Genomic DNA, 22,263 nt, shown 5'->3' with positions numbered 1-22,263 from the left:
TATTAGAGCAAGGGTTAAGGATGGGTTAAAAGGGGTTAACTAAAAACCTCAGTGAAGTATTTTTCACCGAGGTGGATAATATTAAAGTGCGCGTGTGTAGCTTAGCGAGATAAAATCGAGGCCTGGGTTGGGCTTTTTAATACCTGCGTTTGAATAATGAAAATACTTAAGAGATACGCTGTGCTGTTCCCTATCGCCAAATTTCATGGCTATGCCTAGGCGGTCTTCAAATTGATAATGGGTGCTTATGTTTTTACCCGCAAATTTAGTGTCGTCTAATAGGCTTAAACCAATCCCAAACTCGGCAAAAACACGGTTACCTGCAATGCTACCAATAGGATAAAAAATAACAGGCGAGAGCGATAAACCTAAATTAGCGTCGTAACGTTTTGGGTCGTCATATTCAAAAAAGTTAACGTTCGCTTCAAGGTAAATTTCGAGTTCCTCAAATCCTTCTATTTGGTAATCTAGGCCGTATTGATAAGCAAGTTTAACGCCTTGTACGTCGCCCTCACCTTGAATGTAGCTCATTGAAAAGTAGTTTTGTGCAGCCGTTGCAGCGTCTGCGTATAACGTTATTGCTATTAAAAATAGTTTAAAAAGTTTCATGTTGTTCACCTCAAGCAGTTTTCTTTTTTATCGCAATTGCTTGAACTAAACACAGCAGCATTAGCCATTATAGATTAATCAATTACGCTATGAGGTGTATAATAATTGCATGCAACTATTTTGATAATTGCAATTATAGTGGAATAACTTTCTTTATAATTTTGATAATACTAAACAGCAATAGAATGCCCGCTAAACTGCATAGTTAGGCGGTTATATTGCTGCTTAAATAACTGCCAACCCACAATACCCGACAAGGTATTGCCGCATGCCATACCAATAAACAGCCCTGTTAGGCCATAAAAATGCGAGCCTAACCAAAGAAGTGGCAAATAGCATAAAAATAGCCGTAATATTGAAATAAATAATGCCGTAGTCGGAAACCCCAATGCGTTACATACCGATACCGTGATCATGCACACGCCAAGCGCAGCGTAACTTAGCGGCACAAACGCAAAGTAGTCAATTAAGTTTAAAACAATGGCACTGTTTTCACTTAATGCATGTGCAAGTGGGTTAGCTAAGGCATAAATAATAACGGCTAATAAAATTTGTACGCCAATAACAAAACCGCAAGCAAGTTTTACAACGCTCATTATTTGCTTAAGCTCGCCACGCCCTTTTAAATTACCCACAATGGGCGGCAAGGCCATGGTAAGCGCTAAAATTAAAATAATTGCTATATATTCAATTCGGTTTGCAAGCCCCCAAGCCGCTACAGCAAAACCACCATAAGCGGCAATAAGCGCGGTTACTATCATGGCTGAAATAGGCGGAATAAATTGCGAAAGTAAAGCCGGCGCCATCATTTTAGCTATTGCTTGCACGGCTTGTTCTGTGCGATTATTTATAACCTCAAAGGTAATTAGCTTTCGTTTAATAAGCGTATAAAATATAACAATAAAACCCGTTAAAAACGCAATGCATGCTGCCCATGCAGCGCCCGCTAAGCCCATATTAAAGGTAAACATAAAAAGTGGATCGAGCGCAATATTTAACACGCTGGTTAGCACCATTACACGCCCAGGTAATAAGGTTTCGTTATGCGCGCGGCAAATACTGTAGCCAATATAAAGCAAAGCTCCAATCCAGCAGCTTAATAGCCAGGGCAACCAATAAAGCGCGGTTAGCTCAAATAATGAAGACGAAGCACCCAATATTAAAATAATAGGTTGCTGAAAAAACCACAGCCCTACACATAAAATGGTCACCACAAGTGTGCCAATAACAATAATTAAGTTACCTAAATAGCGCGCGTAGTTAAGTTTATTTTCGCCAAGGGCTGTTGAAATAGTCGCGGTGGCAGCAATACCTAACCCTACTTGTACGCCTACAACCACCTGAAAAATAGCAATACTAAACGCCACTACGGCTAATGGGTCGGCCCCTAATTTAGCAATAAAAATGCTGTCGATTAATTGGCTACCCATAATAGAAAACAAACCAACATAGGCCATGTTTGCTTAAATAAATGCTTAGAAAGTAATGATGTATTACGATTCATGAAATGGACTCACTCTAAATTTAAAATTTAAACGAGATAAAAAACAGAAAAAAAAGGCGCTTATAATAAGCGCCAAAGGAAAAGTCACAATGAATAAGCTGCTAGTATATTTACACAACTAACTTTTGATAATATAGTTGTTTAAATAATCAGTTTATTGAAAAATTTGATAATGAATATTGCCCATTTAAATCTGTTTGTAAGAATAGCAACAACACACAATATTAGCTTAGCAGGCAAGGAGTTAGGCTTGTCGGCTGCGGTTTCTAGCGCACAAATGAATAAGCTTGAAGAAACCCTAGGCGTTAAACTTATGCACCGTACAACGCGTAAAGTGTCGTTAACTGAAGAAGGCCAAGCCTTTTTACCTCACGCCGAAGAAGTACTTGCTAATATTGAAATGGCGCGTGCGTCGGTAGGTATAGGCAGTGTTACCCCACAAGGTAAGCTACGTATTACTGCACCAGCCTCATTTGGGCGTATGCATATTATTCCTGCGCTAGAGGGCTTTATTGAGCAATACCCCGACCTGACAATTGATTTACGCCTAAGCGATAGCATTATTGATATGGTTGGCGGAGGTTTTGACATAGCAATACGCGACGCCGCATTAAACGACTCAACCCTAATTGCTCGAAAAGTTGCCCGCGACAAACGCTTAATTTGCGCATCACCTAAGTACCTTGCTAAACACGGCACTCCTAAAACACCGCAAGATTTAAAAAATCATACCTGTGTTAATTTACATGGTTTAACTACGTGGTCGTTTACAACACCCGAAGGCCCACAAAATATTAAAACCAATAATGTATTACAAGCCGATAACGGTGAAGCCGTGCGCGACGCATGCGTACAAGGCTTAGGTATTACATTAATGTCGAGCTGGTGTGTGTATAAAAAGCTACAAAGTGGTGAGCTGGTACAAATTTTAGAAGACTACCCACTTGCATCCGACACCGCTATTTGGAGTGTTTATCCAAGTTCGCGTTTATTAGCGCCAAAAGTAAGGGCCTTTATAGACTACTTTAGCGGCTACTTTGGTGACGAACCCTACTGGGAAAAAATATAATTATTTAACCGTAAAATATAAAAGCACAAACCTAGGTTTGTGCTTTTTGCGTTTTGAGCTCTAACTATAAGGAGCTTTATTAGGTAAACCTTGGGCAAGTAAAAACAGCAGTAATTAACTTGTACTTTTATACTTTGTATTTAATCGTGTAATTTTATTGAATAACTTAATAACCACGCTCAATAATGTTAATTAAAAGCCAGCCATGCATCTTAGACATATCAATAACTCTTTTAAAACTTTCATTTTATTTGCACAATTTATTGCCATACTTAGGTACACGAAATTAAACAGTATTTGGGGTAAGTATGAGCTTAACCAAAGTCACTCAAGCGGTGGCAAGTAGCATTAACGCAAAAAAAGCTAAACTAGCACTTTGTATATTAAGTAGCGCTGTACTTTTATCTGCATGTGGCGAACACGCCCAAAACGACAATACAGCAGCTACCTCTCAAGAAAAAACAGTCAAAAACACGCTTATTAATACCGATGATTTTAATATTAAAGCCATGGTAAAGCTGCCACAAACTGTTGAGTGTACGCTTGAAAACGGCTTACAAACCCAATGTGCTCAGGTTGTTTTAAAATATCAGCCCGACAACATTGAAGTCGGCCCTTTTTGCCCAGAAACGCTCGACGACGTTGGCGGAATTTGGGATTGGGATGGCACAGACGCAGGTTTATATAGATTAGATAAAGCGTTTTTAACCATGCTTAGCGAGCAAGGTTTTACCTTTTATGACGAAGACGGCAACGTACATATTGTTGATAACGCGACCATTCGCCCAACAGTTGATCATGCATGCATTAATGTATCGGTAGATAAGAGCGTGGAAATTACCGCCCTTTTGCCACTTCACCCTGTTATGTCTGAGCAATCAACTGCTTTGGGCACAGTGTCTAAAGTAGGGATAGCGCTTGCGGGTGTACCTATATTTTCAGATGCGCCAAGTGTGCAGCGAACTGGGCATTTACCAGCACTTGATACGTGCGCGGGCCATATTGACCCTGGTGGTTGGTACCACTATCACGGTACAGCAAGTGATATAGATAGCGTATATAAACACGAACATGTAAACGCTAACTGTAATAATTTAGCGCAAAAGCCAAGTGCCCTATTTGGCTATGGCTTTGATGGCTACCCAATTTACGGAAGCCAAGAAGTTGATGGTACAACCCCTGCCGAGCTAGATAGCTGTAATGGCCACACAGGTCCTACGGGTGAAAACGGCATAGTTACTTACCACTATCATGCCAGTAATACGTTCCCTAATTTACCTAAGTGCTTAAAAGGCGTGGTTGCACAAAACAACTTTACTACCACAGCACAAGCTGGCGTAGGTGCTAAACCGCCCGAAGGTACTGAAATAACACGCCATGAACCACCTGGTGGCGGTGGCCCAAAAGCAGGTGGTCCTAATGGCGGCGGCATGTCACCACCTGGGTTTGCGCAAGCAGCTAAAAAGCTAGGCATTAGCGAAAAGGCACTAAATCAAGCCATGCAAGACGCTGGCGGCCCCAATGCCGATTTAGCGGTTGTAGCAAAAGCACTTAACGTACCATTGGAGCAATTAAAAGCAGCCCTACCCGAAAAACCAAAACGCTAATTAACCTAAACTCTGATTAAGAGATTTACTAACATATTGAACCATGATGATATTTAGGTTTATTCTCTAGCCAGAGATTTTCAGTAAATTCAACGCTGCTAGCGCTGAAAATAGCTGCTCGAGATAAATTTATTATCTAAAGTTCAGGTTAAATACAAATTACGGCAAGTGTTAAAAGCACTTGCCGTAACAATTAGTTACGCGACTTATAGCCTATAAAAGTTCCTAAAATCGTCAAAAGTGTGAGAAAGCGTTGGCTTGTGTCAAGAACAGTAAACGTTAGTAAAAAGCTGTAAACATCCCCTTGTTAGCCGTTACATGTCAGTTACCATTCAGTTTAAAACGCTAGTATTGAACCCAGTTATGTAAAAACATACACGAGGCAATATTATGAAACTTACTTTTTTACTCCCAGCTCTACTTGCATTTGGCACAGTATCTGGCTCTGCGCTTGGAGCACCAAACGAGCGAGAGAACAGCAAAAATTTTAATAACGACCGTGCTAAACGTATTCAGTACAAACGCGATGAACGCCGTGAAGATAAAAAGCAACGTATTGAATATAAACAAAACAAAAGGGAAGATCGTAAACAAGAGAAACGCGAAAAGCGTAAAGAAACAAAACGTAAAGTAGTGCATTACAAGCAAGAAAAACGCAAACGTACCTACATAAAAAGTAACCGCCACAATGTAGTTACCTACAGACCAGGGCGCTACTTTAATCATTTACCGCGTAACAGTGCATCAATTAGATTTAATGGTATTTCGTTTACCTTCAGTGACGGTATTTATTATCGTAAAGCGAAAAGAGGCTACCATGTGGTTAAGCCACCAAGAGGCCTAAGAATTCGCTCATTACCAAAGCATTACTCGTATTTTAAACGTCATAATACAACGTACTATGCGTATCAAAACGTTTATTATGTAGCTGACAATAATGGTTATAGAGTAGTTGATGAGCCTAAAATAGTTGTTAATCAGGCTATAAAGGTAGGCAGTGCTAAAAATTATGATTTAGGCCAAACCTACGACACTCTCCCTATTTCGGCAGAGGCTGTCACGATTAACGATCAACAATATTTTAAGTACCAAGATATTTATTTTTTACCGCAAATGGATGGTGATGAAATAAAGTACCTCGCAATAAGTCTTGGGTAAGAGCTAATGATTAATCCCTCAAGCAAAAGGCTCAGCTATTAATAGCTGAGCCTTTTGTTTTTGAAATCTTCCCATATAGGTCTTAATTACCACAATACACCCATTATCCATCTAGCAATGACGATTAACGAACTAAAAATAAAAACAATTATGAAAGCAGCATAGTGAAGCATGAATAGCATAGCTCCCTCACCTGCCCCTTCAATGAAAGGCATTAAAAAATATCCATATCCAAACCAGATAGCTGCATACATAAGAAAATGAATAAAATAACTATCTGCAAATATTAATATAGAAGAACTATAGACAGCCATGATGACAGGCATGCAAAAAAATAAAACTATAAAAATGGCATATAATTTTTCATGGACATTATTTACGAGCTGTTTTAAATTACTAAGAGGTTTAACTTCTTCCTTTAATTTTTTTTCAATAAACTCATCTACTGTCATGTTATGATTTCTCGCATCAACTTCAATATCATAACCCTTAGTCCGTACTCGTTCTTTTTTTATAGAATATGCCCAAATAAGTAAAGTGGGAAAAGTAATAATACTCATCAAAAATAATCCATAGTAACCATACTCAGGCTTCAATAATGATAAAAACATTTAAATTCCTTTTTATAAGTCACTGTATTAGTTGGATTTTACTAAAGATATATTTTACACACATATTTTTATCTACAACCCATAATCCATAACTAATTGGTAGTATTTCTATATTGGCGCGGCTAAATAATTTATAGGTATCGAGCTCAAAAAAGTCAGCCCATGGGCCAGGAAAGCCGACTAAATTAATTGCGAGGTATTGATTATTGTAACGACATAAAATATCAACATCCGTTCCCGCTATCGTGTAACCAGCCCACGTTTCTATTTTTAAACTAGTTAATTCACAGATAACACTTTGCTGAAATTTATCAATATCAGAGGTTACATTGTGAGTTGCTTCAAACTGCGTTATTGAACTTATATAACGTCTTAGTAAATAATGCTCTGGCAATTGCGTTTCATCTATTGATAAAAATACACATTGTTTTTGCCTCGCTCGTGTAATACACACATTAAATACATCTGCTTTATTAATATAAGCCGCAGCTCTTTTAGCATTATTATCTAGCGCAAAAGAGATAAGCATAATGTCTCGCTCCTCGCCTTGAAAACCGAATGGAGTGGCAGATCTCAGTTTATACTTTATTATCTCAGCTTCATTAAAGTGAGTTTCTATCTCTTTGGTAATATAATCAGCTTGGTTTCTAAAAGGCGAAACAACCCCAATGCTATGGCTGATCCCTGCGCTTTTATCATCATCAATTTGTTGCTTAATCGTGTTTATAATACTGTCCGCCTCAAGATGATTAATACCTGAACTATCTCGAGTTCCATTAACGCGTTGTACCAGTAAGTTACCCGTACTTGTACAAGGTCTGTGCTGCATTATTTTTAACTTTGATTGATAAAAATGTTCGTTACTAAAATTAATTAACTCAGGCTTGCTTCTAAAATGTTCATCTAAAAATGCCAGTTGTTTATTATCGTTTAATGCATTTAAGGTCAGATCTAGAATAGAGTTATCACGATAGCTCATAACGCCTTTATCGCTAAAGCTCACATTATTCTTAGACATAAGCTGGGCTTCTTTGTTTTTTGCCAAAAAAGAGTAATGTTTTAACTGCTTAGTATCACCGACAATAATCGCTCTTTTTGCGCGATAAAGTGCAGGTAAACAACTACTGATGTTACATTGTGTCGCTTCGTCAATAATAACTAAGTCGAACATTTCGGCTTTTAACGGGAGTACTCTATACAAGGTATTTAAACTTACGAGCCACACCGGAAAAGCCGATAATAAAGACTCATATTCTATATTATCAAAAAGCTCAAACTGCCTTTTAGATGTGCGACTACGAATAGCTTGGTTAAATGCGTTTAACGATTTACGCTGAGTATCAATTAGCGCTTTAAGGTTTTTATTTTTTAACGCGCTTAAATAACTACTCGCCAGTTTTTCTCTTTTAAGTTGTTGGGTATTTATTTGCTCTAACGAAGACCACTGCTTTGCTAATTGCTTAATACCACGACGAGCAAATTTAATGTATAAATTGCTAAGCCATTCGATATTCTTTTCTTCAAGATTTTTGAGTCTTTTACCTCTAATTATGGCTCGGTGGCAAAACTGACTAAAGCGCAGTTCTAATTCATTTAATGAGGTATTTAGCTTATTTAGTTCAGACTCAATAAGCGCGGGGTTATCTTGTTCATCCGCTAAGTACCCTGCTAATAAATCGGCAATATAATCTTTTAATTTTTTTAAAAATTCTTTTTGTCCGGCGCGTATGGATACATCGCTTAGCCCAAAGTTTTCATCAAGTTTATCGGCTATTACATCCAGTGCGGGATTATTGTTTGCTACAATAAGCACCGATTCTCCTCGCGCCATATGCTCAGCCGCAATCGCTGCAATGGTGTAGCTTTTCCCCGTGCCTGGCGGTCCAGAAACACAGCCTAAATTAATATTTGCGGCAATTGAGATAACTTTCTTTTGCGAAGCTGATAATAGCCCAGGCAAATAATCGTACTTCAGATTTTTATTTTTAATTGAAGGCTTCAAAGTGTCAATTAAACCGTTAATAGGCGGTGATAGTTCATCTGATTCAATGATTTCTTCTAGCTCATGTAGAACACCTCGGCTACTATTTGAGCGCTCAGCAAAAACCAGCATAGAAGCAGGTAAAAGTGTTGGGGTTTTACTTTTTAAGGCTTTTTTTATTTCGTCGTAATTGGCAAGTTCAGGGTAGTTTAAAAGCTCAAATAGGTTCAGTGCTATCGGGCTTTCTTTTAATAATGAGGTCCAAAAATAAGCTGACTGAATATCAGCCGTTTCATCGATACTTGTAAGCTTGTTACCCTGTGGTATTAATAGTTGAGTTAATGATTCATTTATGTCCGGTTGAGCGTCAGTAAGAGAAAAGTAATAGTCATCCTGTTCTTTTTCTATAACAGCTTCATTAAATAAGATAGGCGAAACAACCTGTTTCAACTCCCCCTTAACCTCAAGATTACCAACTAATATAAAGCGTGCATAAAGTAGTACCCGTTCTCGCTGATAGACTTCTACACGCTTCATCATTTGCTTAGCAAAATCAGCAGGAATTGGAAGACGTGGTAAAAATCCAGAACCTAAATCATCTCGGCCTTGAAGAACAAAGCGATCCTCTTTTTTTAATTTATTTAGATTCCATAAATTTAAATCCGCGCTATCTTCTTTGTAGCAATCGCGATAATACGAGAGGACGTTTTTACTACTCAAAATTTAATTCCATTTAAAGTTAGACACTTAAATTACGTTCGAAATTTACAATATCAACGCCGGCTTTTACTTTGTATAACTGTGCTAAGCGACCGCCAGATTTAACTTTTTCATCTAGTGTTTCAAACATACCAGCAGCTTCAATGCGCCTTATTATACTTTTACGCTGAACAGGTTTACCTATAATGGTTTCAATGACTGACTTAAATTGCCCTACGGTAAAATGCTCTGGCAAACAATAAACCGGCGCCATTGAGTACAATGCTTTTTGTTTTAAACGCGCTTTAGCTTGCTCAATAATATACTTGTGATCAAAAGCTACTGGCAAATTATTTACTTCATCTATATCTATCCACTTTGCATCATCAACCGTTTCTATATGGGTTGATACTTGAGCCTCTGCAATTAAAGCAAAATAAACTAAAGTGACACTAAACCCTCTAGGATCTCGATTAATACCTGAGTATGTTTGCAACTGCTCTAAATATTGAGGCGCCACACTGGTTTTTTCTTTAAGCTTTCTAAGCGCCGTCATACTTACGCTATCGTCAATATCTACGTCAACAAACCCACCTGGCAGCCCCCACCGACCTGCAAATGGCTCGCTAGCACGCTTAACCATCAGTACTTTTAGGTCACCGTTTTTAACAGTAAATAACACACTGTCGACTGTAAATAATGGATTTTTGTACTCAGTAATATCGTAATGATTAGTCATTGCATGCCCATGCAAAGTTAATGTCTTAATGACACAATAAATTAAACACATCTCAATTTCAACCTACCGTAAAATTACAGACATATCATTAGCTCAGTAATTTAGCTTAAAAAACAGCTTGATTACTATAGGTACATTTGATAGCCTTATTGTGTCGCTAGGACACAAACATTAAAAGGACAAAAAATGAAAATATTTAGCTATAACTCAACAGGAAGTAAATCGTTGGTTGATTATGATCACTTTACTTTTTCAGGTGGTGAAGAGCATGTCAGATTCAACACTGCTAATTTTTCAGACTCTATCAAAATAGAGATTTTTGAACGACTAACCAATTCTTCAAAAATGGTTAGATTAATGATTGCTGTTGATGCGTTAAAAAGATTAACAAATGAAAGCACGCCTATCGAACTTGCTATTCCCTACTTTCCTTATGCACGCCAAGACCGAGTATGCGTTGAAGGAGAAGCGCTAGGCGCTGCTGTTATGGCAAATTTTATTAATAGCTTACACTTTTCAAAGGTTACTATTTGGGATGCGCATAGCGATGTATCCCCTGCTTTAATTAATAGAGTAACTAATGTTGAGCAAATTTCGTTACTTGGACGCTGTGAAGAGCTTAGCCAACGTTTAGCAAAAGGCGAACTAACACTTATTTCTCCTGACGCTGGGGCAAGTAAAAAAACGATTAAAATTTCAGAAAAATTCGATGGCGTACCTGAGGTTATTCAAGCTCAAAAAGTAAGAAACTTAAAAACTGGTGAAATAATAAAAACAGAAATTATTGGCGATGTTAAAGGTAAAAACGTACTTATTGCTGATGACATTTGTGATGGCGGCAGAACGTTTATTGAACTTGCAAAGGTACTAAAAAGCAATGGTGCTGCTGAAGTTTCTCTTTTTATAACTCACGGTATTTTTTCAAAGGGGCTTGATGTTTTTGAAGGCCTAATAGAGCGCATTTATACAACTGATTCGTTTAAACCGGCTAATGAGTTTAAAAATAGTAACACCATTAGTTTACAAATAATTGAGATGTAAGGAAAACACCATGACTATTACAGCTGCAAGTATGCAAAAAGATGTTTATAAAGAATTTCATAGCCGTGCTTATCACCCTGATGTAAGTGAAGTATATGCAAACTTTACATCAAGAAGCGGAAAACTTAGCAACATAGAGAATAACGATAAAGTTGCGTTTGTTGGTCTTCAATACTTTATTAAAAGTTATCTTTTAGAAGAATGGAATGAGTTTTTTAAACTAGATAAAGCAACTGCCGTTGCTAACCATAAACGTATAATGAGCTCAATGCTTGGCTATACAGTTGATGTAAAGTATTTAGAAGATTTACATGATTTAGGCTACTTACCATTAAAAATTAAAGCGTTACCAGAGGGAACATTAGTCCCTTATTTAGTTCCACCTATGACGATAGTAAACACTAAAGCTGGCTTTCAATGGCTAACGAATATGATTGAAACTGTATTGAGCTGCGAAAACTGGCCAATACAAACCAGCGCTACAACCTCTGTTGCATATTTAAAAGTATTCAAAGAGTTTGCACAAAAAACAGGGACGCCTATGGAGTTTGTTCCATTTCAAGGCCATGACTTTAGCTTTAGAGGTATGTTTGGCAAACACGCTGCGGCAATGAGTGGCTTTGGCCATTTAGCATCAGGACTGGTAGGTACAGATACCATACCCGCTGTTTTATTTGCAGAAAAATATTACGGAGCAAATGTAGATAACGAGCTAGTTGGCTGCTCTGTAGATGCAACTGAACATTCGGTTACCTGTTCATGGATTATGGAAGGTGAAATAGAGTTTTTTAAGTACTTAATGAAAGAGCAATCACCAAAAGGGATTTTAAGTGTTGTGTCTGACACATGGGACTTTTGGACACTTGTTACTGACTACTTGCCTCAGCTAAAAAGCGAAATAATGGCGCGCGATGGCACCTTAGTTATACGCCCCGACTCAGGTGACCCTGTTAAAGTATTAACGGGTTACAAAGTTTCACCAATATCTGATTACAAGGAGTTATTTGAAACACAAAAAGAAGCTGAAGCTGACGTTATTAATAAAGGCTATGAAGCGTATCGCTTTAATGGTCAATATTATGGATTTGAAGATAGCAACACTATTGAGCTAATGGAATGTGAAGTTAAAGGGCTTATAGAGTGCCTATGGGATACATTTGGCGGCACAATATCATCTAAAGGCTATAAACTGCTTGATGAGCATATTGGTGCTATATATGGTGACGCAATAACACTAATTCGCCAACGCCAAATTTTACAACGCTTATTAGATAAAGGCTTCGCTTCAAAAGTCGTACTTGGTATTGGCTCATACAGCTATCAATACGTAACACGTGATACACATGGCTCTGCTGTAAAAGCAACAAGTGTAGTTAAAGCAGGTGAACGTTTAGCTATTTTTAAAGACCCAAAAACTGATTCAAAGAAAAAATCGGCTAAAGGGCTCTTAAAAATAGACAGAGTAAATGGCGAACTCACTTTATTTGATGACGTAACCGAGCAAGAAGAATCTAAAGGCCTATTAGTGGTTGTTTTTGAAAACGGCAAAATAGTTAAAGAAACCACACTAAATGAAATTAGAACTTTAATAGATACACAAATTTAATTGTTAATATATTCTAATCTCCAAAGAGCAAGCTGCTTTATGCATCTTGCTCTTTTGACATTAAGTCAGCCATTCTTCGATTAATTTCTTGATCTGTTAAATCTTCTTTGTGTGTGCCTATGGTCCACATATGGCCATATGGGTCTTGTAAAGTGCCCGCTCTGTCGCCATAAAATTGGTCGTGCACTGGGCGTATTTGCGTGGCACCTAGCTCTATGGCTTTATTAAAAACTGCATCTACGTCTTCAACGTACAGCATTAAGCTTACAGGTGTGCCACCAAGCTCACTTGGGCTTTTAAAAGACTCATCTGGGCATGAATCTGAAATCATAATATGGGAGTCACCAATGATAATTTCAGCATGTGCAATACCACCTTCAGGTAAAGGCATTTGCATAACAAGTTGTGCATCAAATGCATCGCAATAAAAGCAAATGGCTTGCTGAGCGCCATCAATAATTAAATAAGGTGTTATTGAAGTAAACCCTTTTGGGATTGCTGAAACTGCCATAATGTTCTCCTTTACTTACGCGGTGTTCTTTAATTTTTAAGTAACTAAATATGCGTTTAATTGCCTCTACACTTAAGCTTAGCTCATACAAAAAATTGCGTTACTTTTCGAGATTTAAACGCTGATGCCAAGCAGCGATACTTTCATCAGGGTACTCTTCAAATTGCTTATCACCTTCATTAATGGGCGCATTTACCCAATTTGCTTTACTACCAAGCATCAAATGAGTGCGCTCTGGCGGTATGGGTAACTCACTATCTATTGCACCAGCAAAGGGATGAACTTGCTTTGGCCAACGTGCATCATATAACCACAAGTTAACGCTACAATGCTTACAAAAATGACGCTCTGCTGGGCTGACTTTATCGCCTATTTTTGCATGGTAAACAGTGATGTGTTCACGCCCTTGCACTTCAAGCGTTTTATACTCTGCGCTTAAATTAATAACAAATCCGCCGCTCCCAGCGGTTTTACGACAAATAGAGCAGTAACATAAATTGTAAGGATAAGGGTGCTTTGAGTTAACCGTAAATTTCACTTCGCCACACTGGCAAGCGCCATTAAGCTTCATAATAAATCCAATTTTATTGCTGGCTTGAATTAATACCTTAGCTAGGTGAGCTTAAAAAAACCACAACAATTCATGCTGTGGTTTTTTAATCATTGGCTTATTAACGTTTCCAGTATCTTAAATTACGTAATGTATTTATAAACTTATCGGCTGAATGCGCCTCTAAATCTATCCAACCATCATCTGCTTTTCCATCAAGGCCTGCCGCTTTAAATAAAGGCACAGCCTCTTGCGTATAGCCAATGTATTTCATATGAGCAAATGCATCGTTTACAAAGTCTTTGGCCTCAGGAATGCCAGCAAGTTTTTCAGCGCCCTCTTGAGTCGCCAGTATCATTACTGCATCGTACAGTACCGAAGGGCCACCATTAATTACTTGGTCCGCTGCAATATGCTTACCTTTACTACAACATGCGCCGCCAACTTGCGCTGCAATAATTTCAAAGTTTGCACCTTCGGCTTCAAGTTCATTGACAACTGAAGCAAAAATATCAGCGTCAAAGCCATCGCTTACTAAAATACCTAACTTACGGCCTTTAAAGGTGTTGGGCGCATTTTTTAAAATACTAAGTGCATCTGAAGTAGGTAAGTCATCGCGAGTTGGCAATGCTGCTTCTGCCGGCTCTGGCATTTCTTGTAAGCGCAAGCCTTTGGCAACCTCTTGTGCTAACGTGTCGTCTATATTAAGTAAGTGCGAAACTACACGCTCACGTATTGGTAAATGTTCAACTTTAGAAAGCTCAAACACTAGCGCGTATTGAATATGCGCTTGCTCAACGTCTGTTTGGCTTAAATAAAATTGGCGTGCTTGGCTGTAGTGATCGCTGAATGTTTCTGAGCGATAACGTAGTTTATCACCGCCGCTTACTTCAGGCTCGCTTGAGCTTTTAAAGCCATGTACAGGGCATTCGCGCGGGTTATTTTCGTCGCCGCTCCACGAGTTTGGTTCGTAATTTACACGCCCTTTTGGATTGTGCATTGCCATGTGGCCATCTTGCTGAAAATGACGCATTGGGCATTTAGGAGCATTGACCGGAATGTGCGTAAAGTTAGGCCCACCTAAACGCTTAGTTTGAGTATCTAAATATGAAAAGTTACGACCTTGCAGTAACGGGTCGGGCGTAAAGTCGAGCCCTGGTACAATATTTTGAGTACAAAAGGCAACTTGTTCTGTTTCTGCAAAAAAGTTGTCTACAACACGGTCAAGCACCATGCGGCCAACAATTTGAACTGGCACTTGCTCTTCAGGAATAAGTTTAGTGGCATCAAAAACATCAAATTCAAACTCATCAGCAAACTGCTGATCAAACACTTGCACACCTAACTCCCATTCAGGGAAGTCGCCATTGCCAATAGATTCCCACATATCTCTGCGATGAAAATCAGGATCGGCGCCGTTAAGCTTAAGTGCTTCGTTCCATACTACCGATTGCATACCGCCTTTTGGCTTCCAATGAAATTTAACAAATTTTTCATCGCCTTTGGCATTAATAAATTTAAAGGTATGAACACCAAAGCCTTCCATAAAGCGTAAAGAGCGCGGAATAGCTCTATCAGACATTGCCCACATAACCATGTGCATTGACTCAGGTGACAAGCTCACAAAGTCCCAAAAGTTATCATGTGCTGTTTGCGCCTGCGGAAAACCACGATCAGGCTCGGCTTTAGCGCTATGAATTAAATCAGGAAACTTCATTGCATCCTGAATAAAGAATACTGGTATATTGTTACCCACTAAATCCCAGTTTCCTTCTTGGGTATAAAACTTAACCGCAAAACCGCGTACATCACGCGCTAAATCTGGTGATCCTTTATTACCAGCAACCGTAGAGAAGCGAGTAAACACAGGCGTTTTTTCACCTTTTCGCTGAAAAATATCTGCACACGTTAAATCTTCAAGCGTGTCGTAAGTTTCAAAATATCCGTGCGCACCATAACCCCTAGCATGCACTACTCGCTCCGGAATGCGCTCATGATCAAAGTGAAAGATCTTCTCGCGCATTATATGATCTTCTAATAATCCGGGGCCACGTTTGCCCGCACGTAATGAGTTTTGATCGTCGCTTACAGGGCAGCCCTGCGCGGTGGTCATGGTAGGGTGTTCATCCGATGCCTTTTGATGCAATTCGCCGCCATGCCCTTTATTACCTGAGTATTTAAATGATTCAGCCATGTTTAGTCCTTCATACAATTTGATTTAATGGGTCGATAGTTTTTATGAGCTTTAAAACTAAAAGCGACTATGCAAATGCAAAATAAAGACCAGCCATCCAACCTAGTAAAAAAGGCCCACACAGGCAAAAAAGTAGTATTTAGAGGGTTTAAAAAAAGAAAAAGTTACACAGGTATGTAACTTTTTCAGAAAAAAAAGAGCACGTAAAAGTGCTCTTAGATTTATGTAGTTCTAGATTTAGCTAATCTTTATTCTCGTTAACTAAAATAACTTTACGATGCGGGAATGGAATTTCTATATTGTTTTCATCAAGGGCTTTTTTAATAAGCTCCGGCACTGTGTATAAAATTTCAAAGTAGTGCTCACCTTTACAAAATGGCCTTACTAAAAAGTCTACTGAGCTGTTGTTAAGGGTTTCTACTTCTACAAATGGTGCTGGGTCTTTTAAAATATGTGGGTGTGCGTCTAACACACTATCTATTACTTTACGTACTGCGTCGGTGTTTTCATCGTATGCCACACCAAAGTGCATATCTACACCACGAATTGGGTGGTGTGAGTGGTTAATAATTTGCGCACCCCAAATCTGGCTATTTGGAATAATAACTTGTTGATTATCGAACGTTTGCAAAATTGTAGTAAACATATCTACTTCAGTTACTTTACCAAAGCGCCCTGCTGCTTCAATAAAATCATTCACTTTATAAGGTCTGAATATAAGTAACATTACGCCTGCAGCTAAGTTAGACATAGCACCTTGCAATGCTAAACCAATTGCTAAACCTGCAGCGCCTAACAACGCAATAATTGAAGCCGTTTGTACACCAAAACGGTTTAACACTGCAATAAACACAAACGCTAAAATAATGTAGCGAGCCATGCTGCCTAAAAAGCGAAATAGTGTATCGTCTAAGTGAGTATACTTGTGGCACAAACCTATAATTATGCCTCTTACTTTACCTGCTAACCATAAGCCTAAAAGTAAAATAATAATTGCTAGCAAAATATTAGTTGCCCAATCTATTGCCGCAGGTAAGTACTGATTTACATCAAGATTATTTATTATGTCGTCCATTTTTTTTCCTGTTGAACTGTTTGTAAATTTTTAAAACATTATAACGCCGACATATTAACCTTTTATTAACCAAAATACGACTTTACAACGACCTAAAGCTAAGCGCATTACTTTTTACGCAGTAATAAAGCTTAAAAATCACATTTGTGAATATAAAGTGAGAAAAGCCTAATGTTTTTGCGTATATATTGTTCAATTTGTAAATAAAGCCAATGTGTTCTAAACCTTTAATAGACACCTTGTTAAGGAACATTGTTATGCCAACAACAAATACTATTAATAAAAATACCGAATTTGCACGCTGTATTGAGTGTAATAAGGTTGATACTTTTGCCGCCTTTCATTGGTTAGCGCTTGCATTTAAAGACATGGCACGCGCGCCCATACTAAGCCTCATTTACGGGGTTATATTTACGCTTATTCCTGTTGCTATTGTTTATTCAGCTGTGTTTACAGGCACCTACCTCGTTATTTTACCGGCAACAGTTGCCTTTGCTTTAATAGGTCCGGCATTTGCAGCAGGGCTTTACGATGTAGCGTGGGAACTTGAAAAAGGCCACAAACCAACGTTTGCCCACTCTATTAAGTCGATGTTTAGAAACCCTGTAGGTGAATGGGGTTTTGCTATATTGCTTATGGTAATAATGATTGCTTGGATGCGCTTAGCTGCATTAGTACACGCTTTATACCCAAGCCACGCCAACCCAACCTTTGAAGAGCTATCGGCGTTTTTAACACTAGGCAGTATTATAGGTGGAGTACTGCTAGTAACGGTATTTTCGCTTTCGGCATTTGCCCCACAAATTATGATGGAGCGACGCGTTGATATAATGACAGCAGTGATCAGCTCTATGAATGCAGTAAAAACTAACTTTGCAGCCATGGTAGTGTGGTCAATCTGTATATTTTTATTGGTAGCCATTGGTTTTGCTACCGGGGCAACGGGGTTTATTATCATTATGCCGCTACTTAGCTACGCTAGCTGGCATGCCTATATCGCAGTTATTAAAACTAAAAAACCTCGCGGATACGAATAAAGCTATACCAACCACATGAGTTAACAACCACAGTAAACAAAAATAGCGCCTAAGGCGCTATTTTTTTATTCGTTTTAAAATGCTTAAAACATACTACTTAAAAAACCCAAATAGCATGTAAAAATGGTTGGTTTTCTATTTCATCAGTACCTAACTTGTTGTACCAATAACGCCATTCAACCCCAACCATTAATTGCTTGGCCTCTAAATTAAAGTTTTGACCAACATCCCAATGCACTGCGGGCTGCGCGAGTAGCCATTCGTTTACTTTGCTGCCTTGCTCGTCATCACGCCCTGAAATATATTCAACGTGGCCAGTAAAATAAAATGCTTGGCTACCTAACAAAAAAGGTGCGCCCCATGCAAGATCTACAAAAATACTGTTATCTTGCTTAGCTAGCTGATCTTTTTGTATACCGCCGTTAGCATCGATGTATCCAGCAAAAGTAGTGGTTAAAAAATCAAACCCAGGGGCATCCCAACTTAGTTTTACGCCAGGCGTGTATTTCATTAAGCCTTCTTCGCCTGCATTAATACCAAACACTAAACCTGTATCTTTTATTGGACCATACCTTAATGAAGTATTAAGAGCTTTAGATAGGCTAAGTGTTGTGTACCACTCGCCATAAATACCCGTATCTTGAAAACCATCGGTAAGGCTGTCGTTTAAAAAGTCGATAAATAAGTAGTTATCACCTAAGTCATGCTCAGATGCATGCTCTATGGTGTATGTGCGTGTAAATGACGACTCCCCAGTAAATGGGTTTAAAGCATCACCAAAATTTGTATGGAGCTGTGTAACACTCCAGTTTTCTGCCAATGCTGAGTGCGACAAAAGCAGTATAAATGTTGTAAACAGTGTTTTTAAAAAATTCATAAATTATTAACAGAACCCCAATTAAAATGCGGCAGGAGTATACCAGTGAGTATTCACTAACTAAAGTAGGTAAATAATAAAAAGAGATTAGATTAAAAAAAGTAACCAATACAAATATTAGGATCTACTTAGTTCTGCTTTATATTTGCGGGGCTAATTAGCAGTGTGCATAATTTACAAAGGAGCTGCAGATAATTCATAAGCACATTTTATTTAAAGTCTAATAAAAACTTAAATTTAAATTATATCCATATAAAACAGCCTGTTATATAAATTAAAAAATTCGGCATATGTATTGCTTTATTAATACCAAGTCATGTTTGTAATTAGATTTATAAACAATAAATCACATAACAGGAGACATTATGAGTAATACAAATAAAGTAGCCGAATTTACAGCACCCGGAATGGATAACGATGCAGCGCAAAATACAATTGCCACACTCGACAACCGTATGGTTGCGCTTATTGATTTACAGCTTACTTTAAAACATATTCACTGGAATGTAGTTGGACCTAACTTTATTGGCGTACACGAAATGTTAGACCCACAAGTTGAAGCTGTACGCGAAATGACAGATACAATCGCGGAGAGAATTGCGACCCTTGGCGGTATACCCGTTGGAACGCCGCAATCGATAGTAGACCGTCGCTCATGGAATGAATATTCTGTTGGTAAAGGTTTAGTAACCGAGCATTTAGGTGCACTTGATAAAGTGTACAACGGTATTAATGGCGATCACCGTAAAGCAATCGAAACGCTTTCAGAGCTAGATCCTGTTTCTGAAGATATGATTACTAGCCAATTAGCTGACTTAGAGCAATTTCAATGGTTTGTACGTGCTCATATTGAATCAGCTACAGGCCAACTGCAAAGCTAAAATTTTTAATCTATACAAGCCCTGCATTTGTGCGGGGCTTTTTTTTGCAAAAAATAAGCTCATTTACCATTTTGTACAACACCCCACCACATATCCATAATATAAATATAAATTAAACACAATAGAAAATTGGTATTACCAAATAATTAACGTAAATAAAAACCAGTAATTTCAACCTAGTTATTTAATCGTAACAATTTTAGGTTTACTTAATCTATTAAGAATAGTAATAGCCAATTTAGGCACATAATTAACACACTAAATACCTACATAAAAAATTTAAGTTAGTCATAAATACCTCATTAAATATTACAAATCATATATAAAATGGCTCTGGTAATGGTTATTTTCCAATTTATATTAAATATTATTTAAACATTCCATCAATCATAACTCATTGAACAAATTAACTTTAAGTAAATTTAATAATAATTTGTAATACATTTTATGAAATTTTGGTAAACAAAGGTTGTAATAAAATTTAAATTGTACTAATTTCAACCACACAATCTGTATGACACAAACAGATCAAACACAACAAAATTGGTTAACCAAACCATATTGCAACACACACAATGACGCAAGTCGTACCCCAACGGGAGAGATACATGAAACTCAATCAAATTACTTCATCGCTAATTAATAAACACCAAAAAAGTAGCTCAACAACACTCAGCGCTGCTGCCCTTTTATTAATGGCGTCTTCTACTATTTCAGCACAGGAAGCGCCGACAACTTCAGATATACCAACTGATGATATAGAAGTTATTGAAGTAAAAGGTATGTTAGGCAGTATGAAAGCGGCTGCAATGCTTAAGCGTACTGACGGACGTATTGTAGATGCTGTTGTTGCAGAGGATATTGGTAAACTGCCTGATAATAATATTGCTGAAGCACTTCAACGTATTACAGGTGTATCTATTAATACCGATTTTGGTGTGGGTGACAGTGTATCGATTCGTGGCTTACCGCAAAACCGCGTTGAATTAAATGGCCGCTCTACCATTGGTGACTCGCGTGATGGTATTAGCCTACAAGATTACCCTTCAAGTTTCTTAAAAACCGTAGAAGTTGTTAAATCACCTACCGCAGACATGATTGAAGGTGCGCTAGGCGGAACCGTTAGCTTAAAAACAGTTCGCCCATTAGAGTTAGATAAACTAACAGGTGCTATTTCGATTGATGGCGAATACGCAGATAAAACCGAAAATGTAGCCCCTATTTTTAGTGGTTCAATTGGCGACAATTGGGACTTTGACGAAATGGGTACGTTTGGCGCTATTGTGATGTTTTCATATCAAGATCGTGAAATTCGTCAAGATGAAACTTCAAGCCGTGTTAAGCCTCAAGATATTGAAATTAACGGCCAAGAAGGTAATACACCAAGTGGCAACGCTATCGTACGCGACGAGCACAGTGTTGAGCAATACGTAGAAAAACGTGAACGCACCGCTGTAAATTTATCTCTGCAATGGGCACCTCAATCTGGTAATGGCATGGTGTACCTTGATTTAAGCGGTACTAAACGCTCAGGCGAACAAGCTGGTAACTCTATTTTGGGTGTAGCAGGTTCACTATCAACAGATGCAAACACAACTCAAGGTGCTAACGGCGTAAATAACTACACACTAACAAACGAATTTGGTATTCCTAAAACATACAGTGACTTTAGAGAAACTGACTCGTTTTCAAATGCACTTGGTGCAGAATGGAATATCACTGATAATATAAAAATTTCTGGTGAAATTGCTGTTGCATCATCTGAAAGCGTAAGACCTGATTCTGAATTTACTCTTCGCCCAATCGAAAAATCGACATTTGAAGCAAGCGGTGGCGTTGATTTAGTAAACCATTTATACGATGGCGCTTTTTCACAAGACGGTAATAAACTCCCAAGTATTATTCACTCAGATCCAAACGCATTTACAGACCCACAAAACTTAGCATTACGTACATTTAAAAGTGAAGATAGAAGAACTGATAACGAAGAAACAGCTATTCGTTTTGATGTAGAAATGTTTGAACCTATCAGCAGCTTAAGCTGGGTATCTAAAATAAAAACCGGTGTACGTGTTACCAACCGAGATTACGAGTACGAGCAATACAAAGTTGAAATTAAAGACATTTATAAAAATGCATTTAATGACTCAGACGGTTCATTAGCGACTTTATGGGTAGATGATTACAATGCTGCGTTTTCAAATAGCTTTACAACTGTTAGCCACGATAACTCATTTGATCAATTAGGTAGTTCAGGACAAAACGACCTACTCACGTTTTTAAGCTACAACGGTTTATCTAACCCAGCGAATACTTACGCTCAGTTACAACAGTTGCTTGCAGGAACTAACTTAGCAACAACAGGAAGCCTTTCAGACAACCAAGAGTTTCAAGAAAGTGCGTACCGTAACGTAGTTGAAGATACAGCCGCTGTTTATATTTCAGCCTACTTAGACTTTGATAACATCACTGCAATTGTAGGTGGTCGTTATGTGGACTTCCCACAGTTTGCTA

18 protein-coding genes are annotated in these 22,263 nt (G+C 38.2%); 8 read left to right on the top strand and 10 right to left on the bottom strand.

Annotated features, from left to right (window positions below):
- Positions 1-81: 81 nt before the first annotated feature.
- Positions 82-609: an acyloxyacyl hydrolase gene (locus CWC11_RS17830; protein ID WP_138683765.1), complete on the bottom strand. Its 528-nt coding sequence runs from the start codon at positions 607-609 to the stop codon at positions 82-84.
- 170 nt (positions 610-779) lie between these two features.
- The gene (locus CWC11_RS17825; protein ID WP_212748093.1) at positions 780-2,066 is read right to left on the bottom strand and encodes an MATE family efflux transporter; all 1,287 of its coding nucleotides are present in this window, start codon (positions 2,064-2,066) and stop codon (positions 780-782) included.
- Positions 2,067-2,285: 219 nt separating this feature from the next.
- Here CWC11_RS17825 and CWC11_RS17820 point away from each other — a divergent pair, with 219 nt between their 5' ends.
- From CWC11_RS17820 to CWC11_RS17810, 3 genes are all read left to right on the top strand, one after another.
- A complete protein-coding gene (locus tag CWC11_RS17820; RefSeq protein WP_089348571.1) occupies positions 2,286-3,182 on the top strand; it encodes a LysR family transcriptional regulator in 897 nt (298 codons plus the stop codon).
- A gap of 308 nt (positions 3,183-3,490) precedes the next feature.
- The gene (locus tag CWC11_RS17815; protein WP_138683764.1) at positions 3,491-4,789 is read left to right on the top strand and encodes a YHYH protein; all 1,299 of its coding nucleotides are present in this window, start codon (positions 3,491-3,493) and stop codon (positions 4,787-4,789) included.
- 390 nt (positions 4,790-5,179) lie between these two features.
- A complete protein-coding gene (locus CWC11_RS17810; protein ID WP_138683763.1) occupies positions 5,180-5,947 on the top strand; it encodes a DUF6515 family protein in 768 nt (255 codons plus the stop codon).
- Positions 5,948-6,033: 86 nt separating this feature from the next.
- Here the strand turns inward: CWC11_RS17810 and CWC11_RS17805 are convergent, their stop codons facing one another.
- Genes CWC11_RS17805 through CWC11_RS17795 form a run of 3 tightly spaced genes read right to left on the bottom strand, consistent with a single transcriptional unit; the run spans position 6,034 to position 9,977 of the window.
- Positions 6,034-6,558 (bottom strand): hypothetical protein, encoded by a 525-nt coding sequence (locus CWC11_RS17805; protein ID WP_138683762.1) that lies wholly within the window; start codon positions 6,556-6,558, stop codon positions 6,034-6,036.
- A gap of 19 nt (positions 6,559-6,577) precedes the next feature.
- Positions 6,578-9,259 carry a DEAD/DEAH box helicase gene (locus tag CWC11_RS17800; RefSeq protein ID WP_249330764.1) on the bottom strand — a complete coding sequence of 894 codons (2,682 nt, stop codon included), beginning with the start codon at positions 9,257-9,259 and terminating at the stop codon, positions 6,578-6,580.
- A gap of 19 nt (positions 9,260-9,278) precedes the next feature.
- Complete coding sequence (locus tag CWC11_RS17795) at positions 9,279-9,977, bottom strand: NUDIX hydrolase (protein ID WP_138683760.1); 699 nt, start codon at positions 9,975-9,977, stop codon at positions 9,279-9,281.
- A gap of 186 nt (positions 9,978-10,163) precedes the next feature.
- Here CWC11_RS17795 and prs point away from each other — a divergent pair, with 186 nt between their 5' ends.
- Together prs and CWC11_RS17785 are read left to right on the top strand one after the other, a co-directional pair.
- Positions 10,164-11,018 (top strand): ribose-phosphate diphosphokinase, encoded by an 855-nt coding sequence (prs, locus tag CWC11_RS17790; protein WP_138683759.1) that lies wholly within the window; start codon positions 10,164-10,166, stop codon positions 11,016-11,018.
- Between the two features lie 10 nt (positions 11,019-11,028).
- Positions 11,029-12,624, top strand: a complete 1,596-nt coding sequence (locus CWC11_RS17785; protein WP_138683758.1) for a nicotinate phosphoribosyltransferase — start codon at positions 11,029-11,031, stop codon at positions 12,622-12,624.
- Between the two features lie 37 nt (positions 12,625-12,661).
- On the opposite strand, the gene CWC11_RS17780 is transcribed toward CWC11_RS17785, so the two are convergent.
- The 4 genes from CWC11_RS17780 to CWC11_RS17765 form a co-directional block, all read right to left on the bottom strand.
- A complete protein-coding gene (locus CWC11_RS17780; RefSeq protein WP_138683757.1) occupies positions 12,662-13,135 on the bottom strand; it encodes a VOC family protein in 474 nt (157 codons plus the stop codon).
- Positions 13,136-13,235: 100 nt separating this feature from the next.
- Positions 13,236-13,706, bottom strand: a complete 471-nt coding sequence (locus tag CWC11_RS17775; RefSeq protein ID WP_138683756.1) for a GFA family protein — start codon at positions 13,704-13,706, stop codon at positions 13,236-13,238.
- Positions 13,707-13,806: 100 nt separating this feature from the next.
- Complete coding sequence (locus CWC11_RS17770; protein ID WP_138683755.1) at positions 13,807-15,879, bottom strand: catalase; 2,073 nt, start codon at positions 15,877-15,879, stop codon at positions 13,807-13,809.
- A gap of 241 nt (positions 15,880-16,120) precedes the next feature.
- Entirely contained in the window at positions 16,121-16,954 is an 834-nt protein-coding gene (locus CWC11_RS17765) for a mechanosensitive ion channel family protein (RefSeq protein WP_058547083.1), read from the bottom strand.
- A gap of 257 nt (positions 16,955-17,211) precedes the next feature.
- Between CWC11_RS17765 and CWC11_RS17760 the strand changes: the two genes are divergently transcribed.
- Positions 17,212-17,991 carry a DUF2189 domain-containing protein gene (locus tag CWC11_RS17760; protein ID WP_058547082.1) on the top strand — a complete coding sequence of 260 codons (780 nt, stop codon included), beginning with the start codon at positions 17,212-17,214 and terminating at the stop codon, positions 17,989-17,991.
- A gap of 97 nt (positions 17,992-18,088) precedes the next feature.
- Here the strand turns inward: CWC11_RS17760 and CWC11_RS17755 are convergent, their stop codons facing one another.
- Entirely contained in the window at positions 18,089-18,868 is a 780-nt protein-coding gene (locus CWC11_RS17755; protein ID WP_138683754.1) for a nucleoside-binding protein, read from the bottom strand.
- A gap of 365 nt (positions 18,869-19,233) precedes the next feature.
- Here CWC11_RS17755 and dps point away from each other — a divergent pair, with 365 nt between their 5' ends.
- Complete coding sequence (dps, locus tag CWC11_RS17750; protein WP_138683753.1) at positions 19,234-19,749, top strand: DNA starvation/stationary phase protection protein Dps; 516 nt, start codon at positions 19,234-19,236, stop codon at positions 19,747-19,749.
- A gap of 608 nt (positions 19,750-20,357) precedes the next feature.
- A partial coding sequence (locus CWC11_RS17745; protein ID WP_171038446.1) for a TonB-dependent receptor plug domain-containing protein occupies positions 20,358-22,263 on the top strand: 1,906 nt, incomplete at its 3' end.

Origin of the sequence: Pseudoalteromonas sp. S3178 (assembly GCF_005886985.1) — a bacterium.
GTDB classification, from domain to species: Bacteria; Pseudomonadota; Gammaproteobacteria; order Enterobacterales; family Alteromonadaceae; genus Pseudoalteromonas; species Pseudoalteromonas carrageenovora.
The sequence above is the reverse complement of the archived record's forward strand: the minus strand, read 5'-3'. Positions and strand labels throughout refer to the sequence as shown.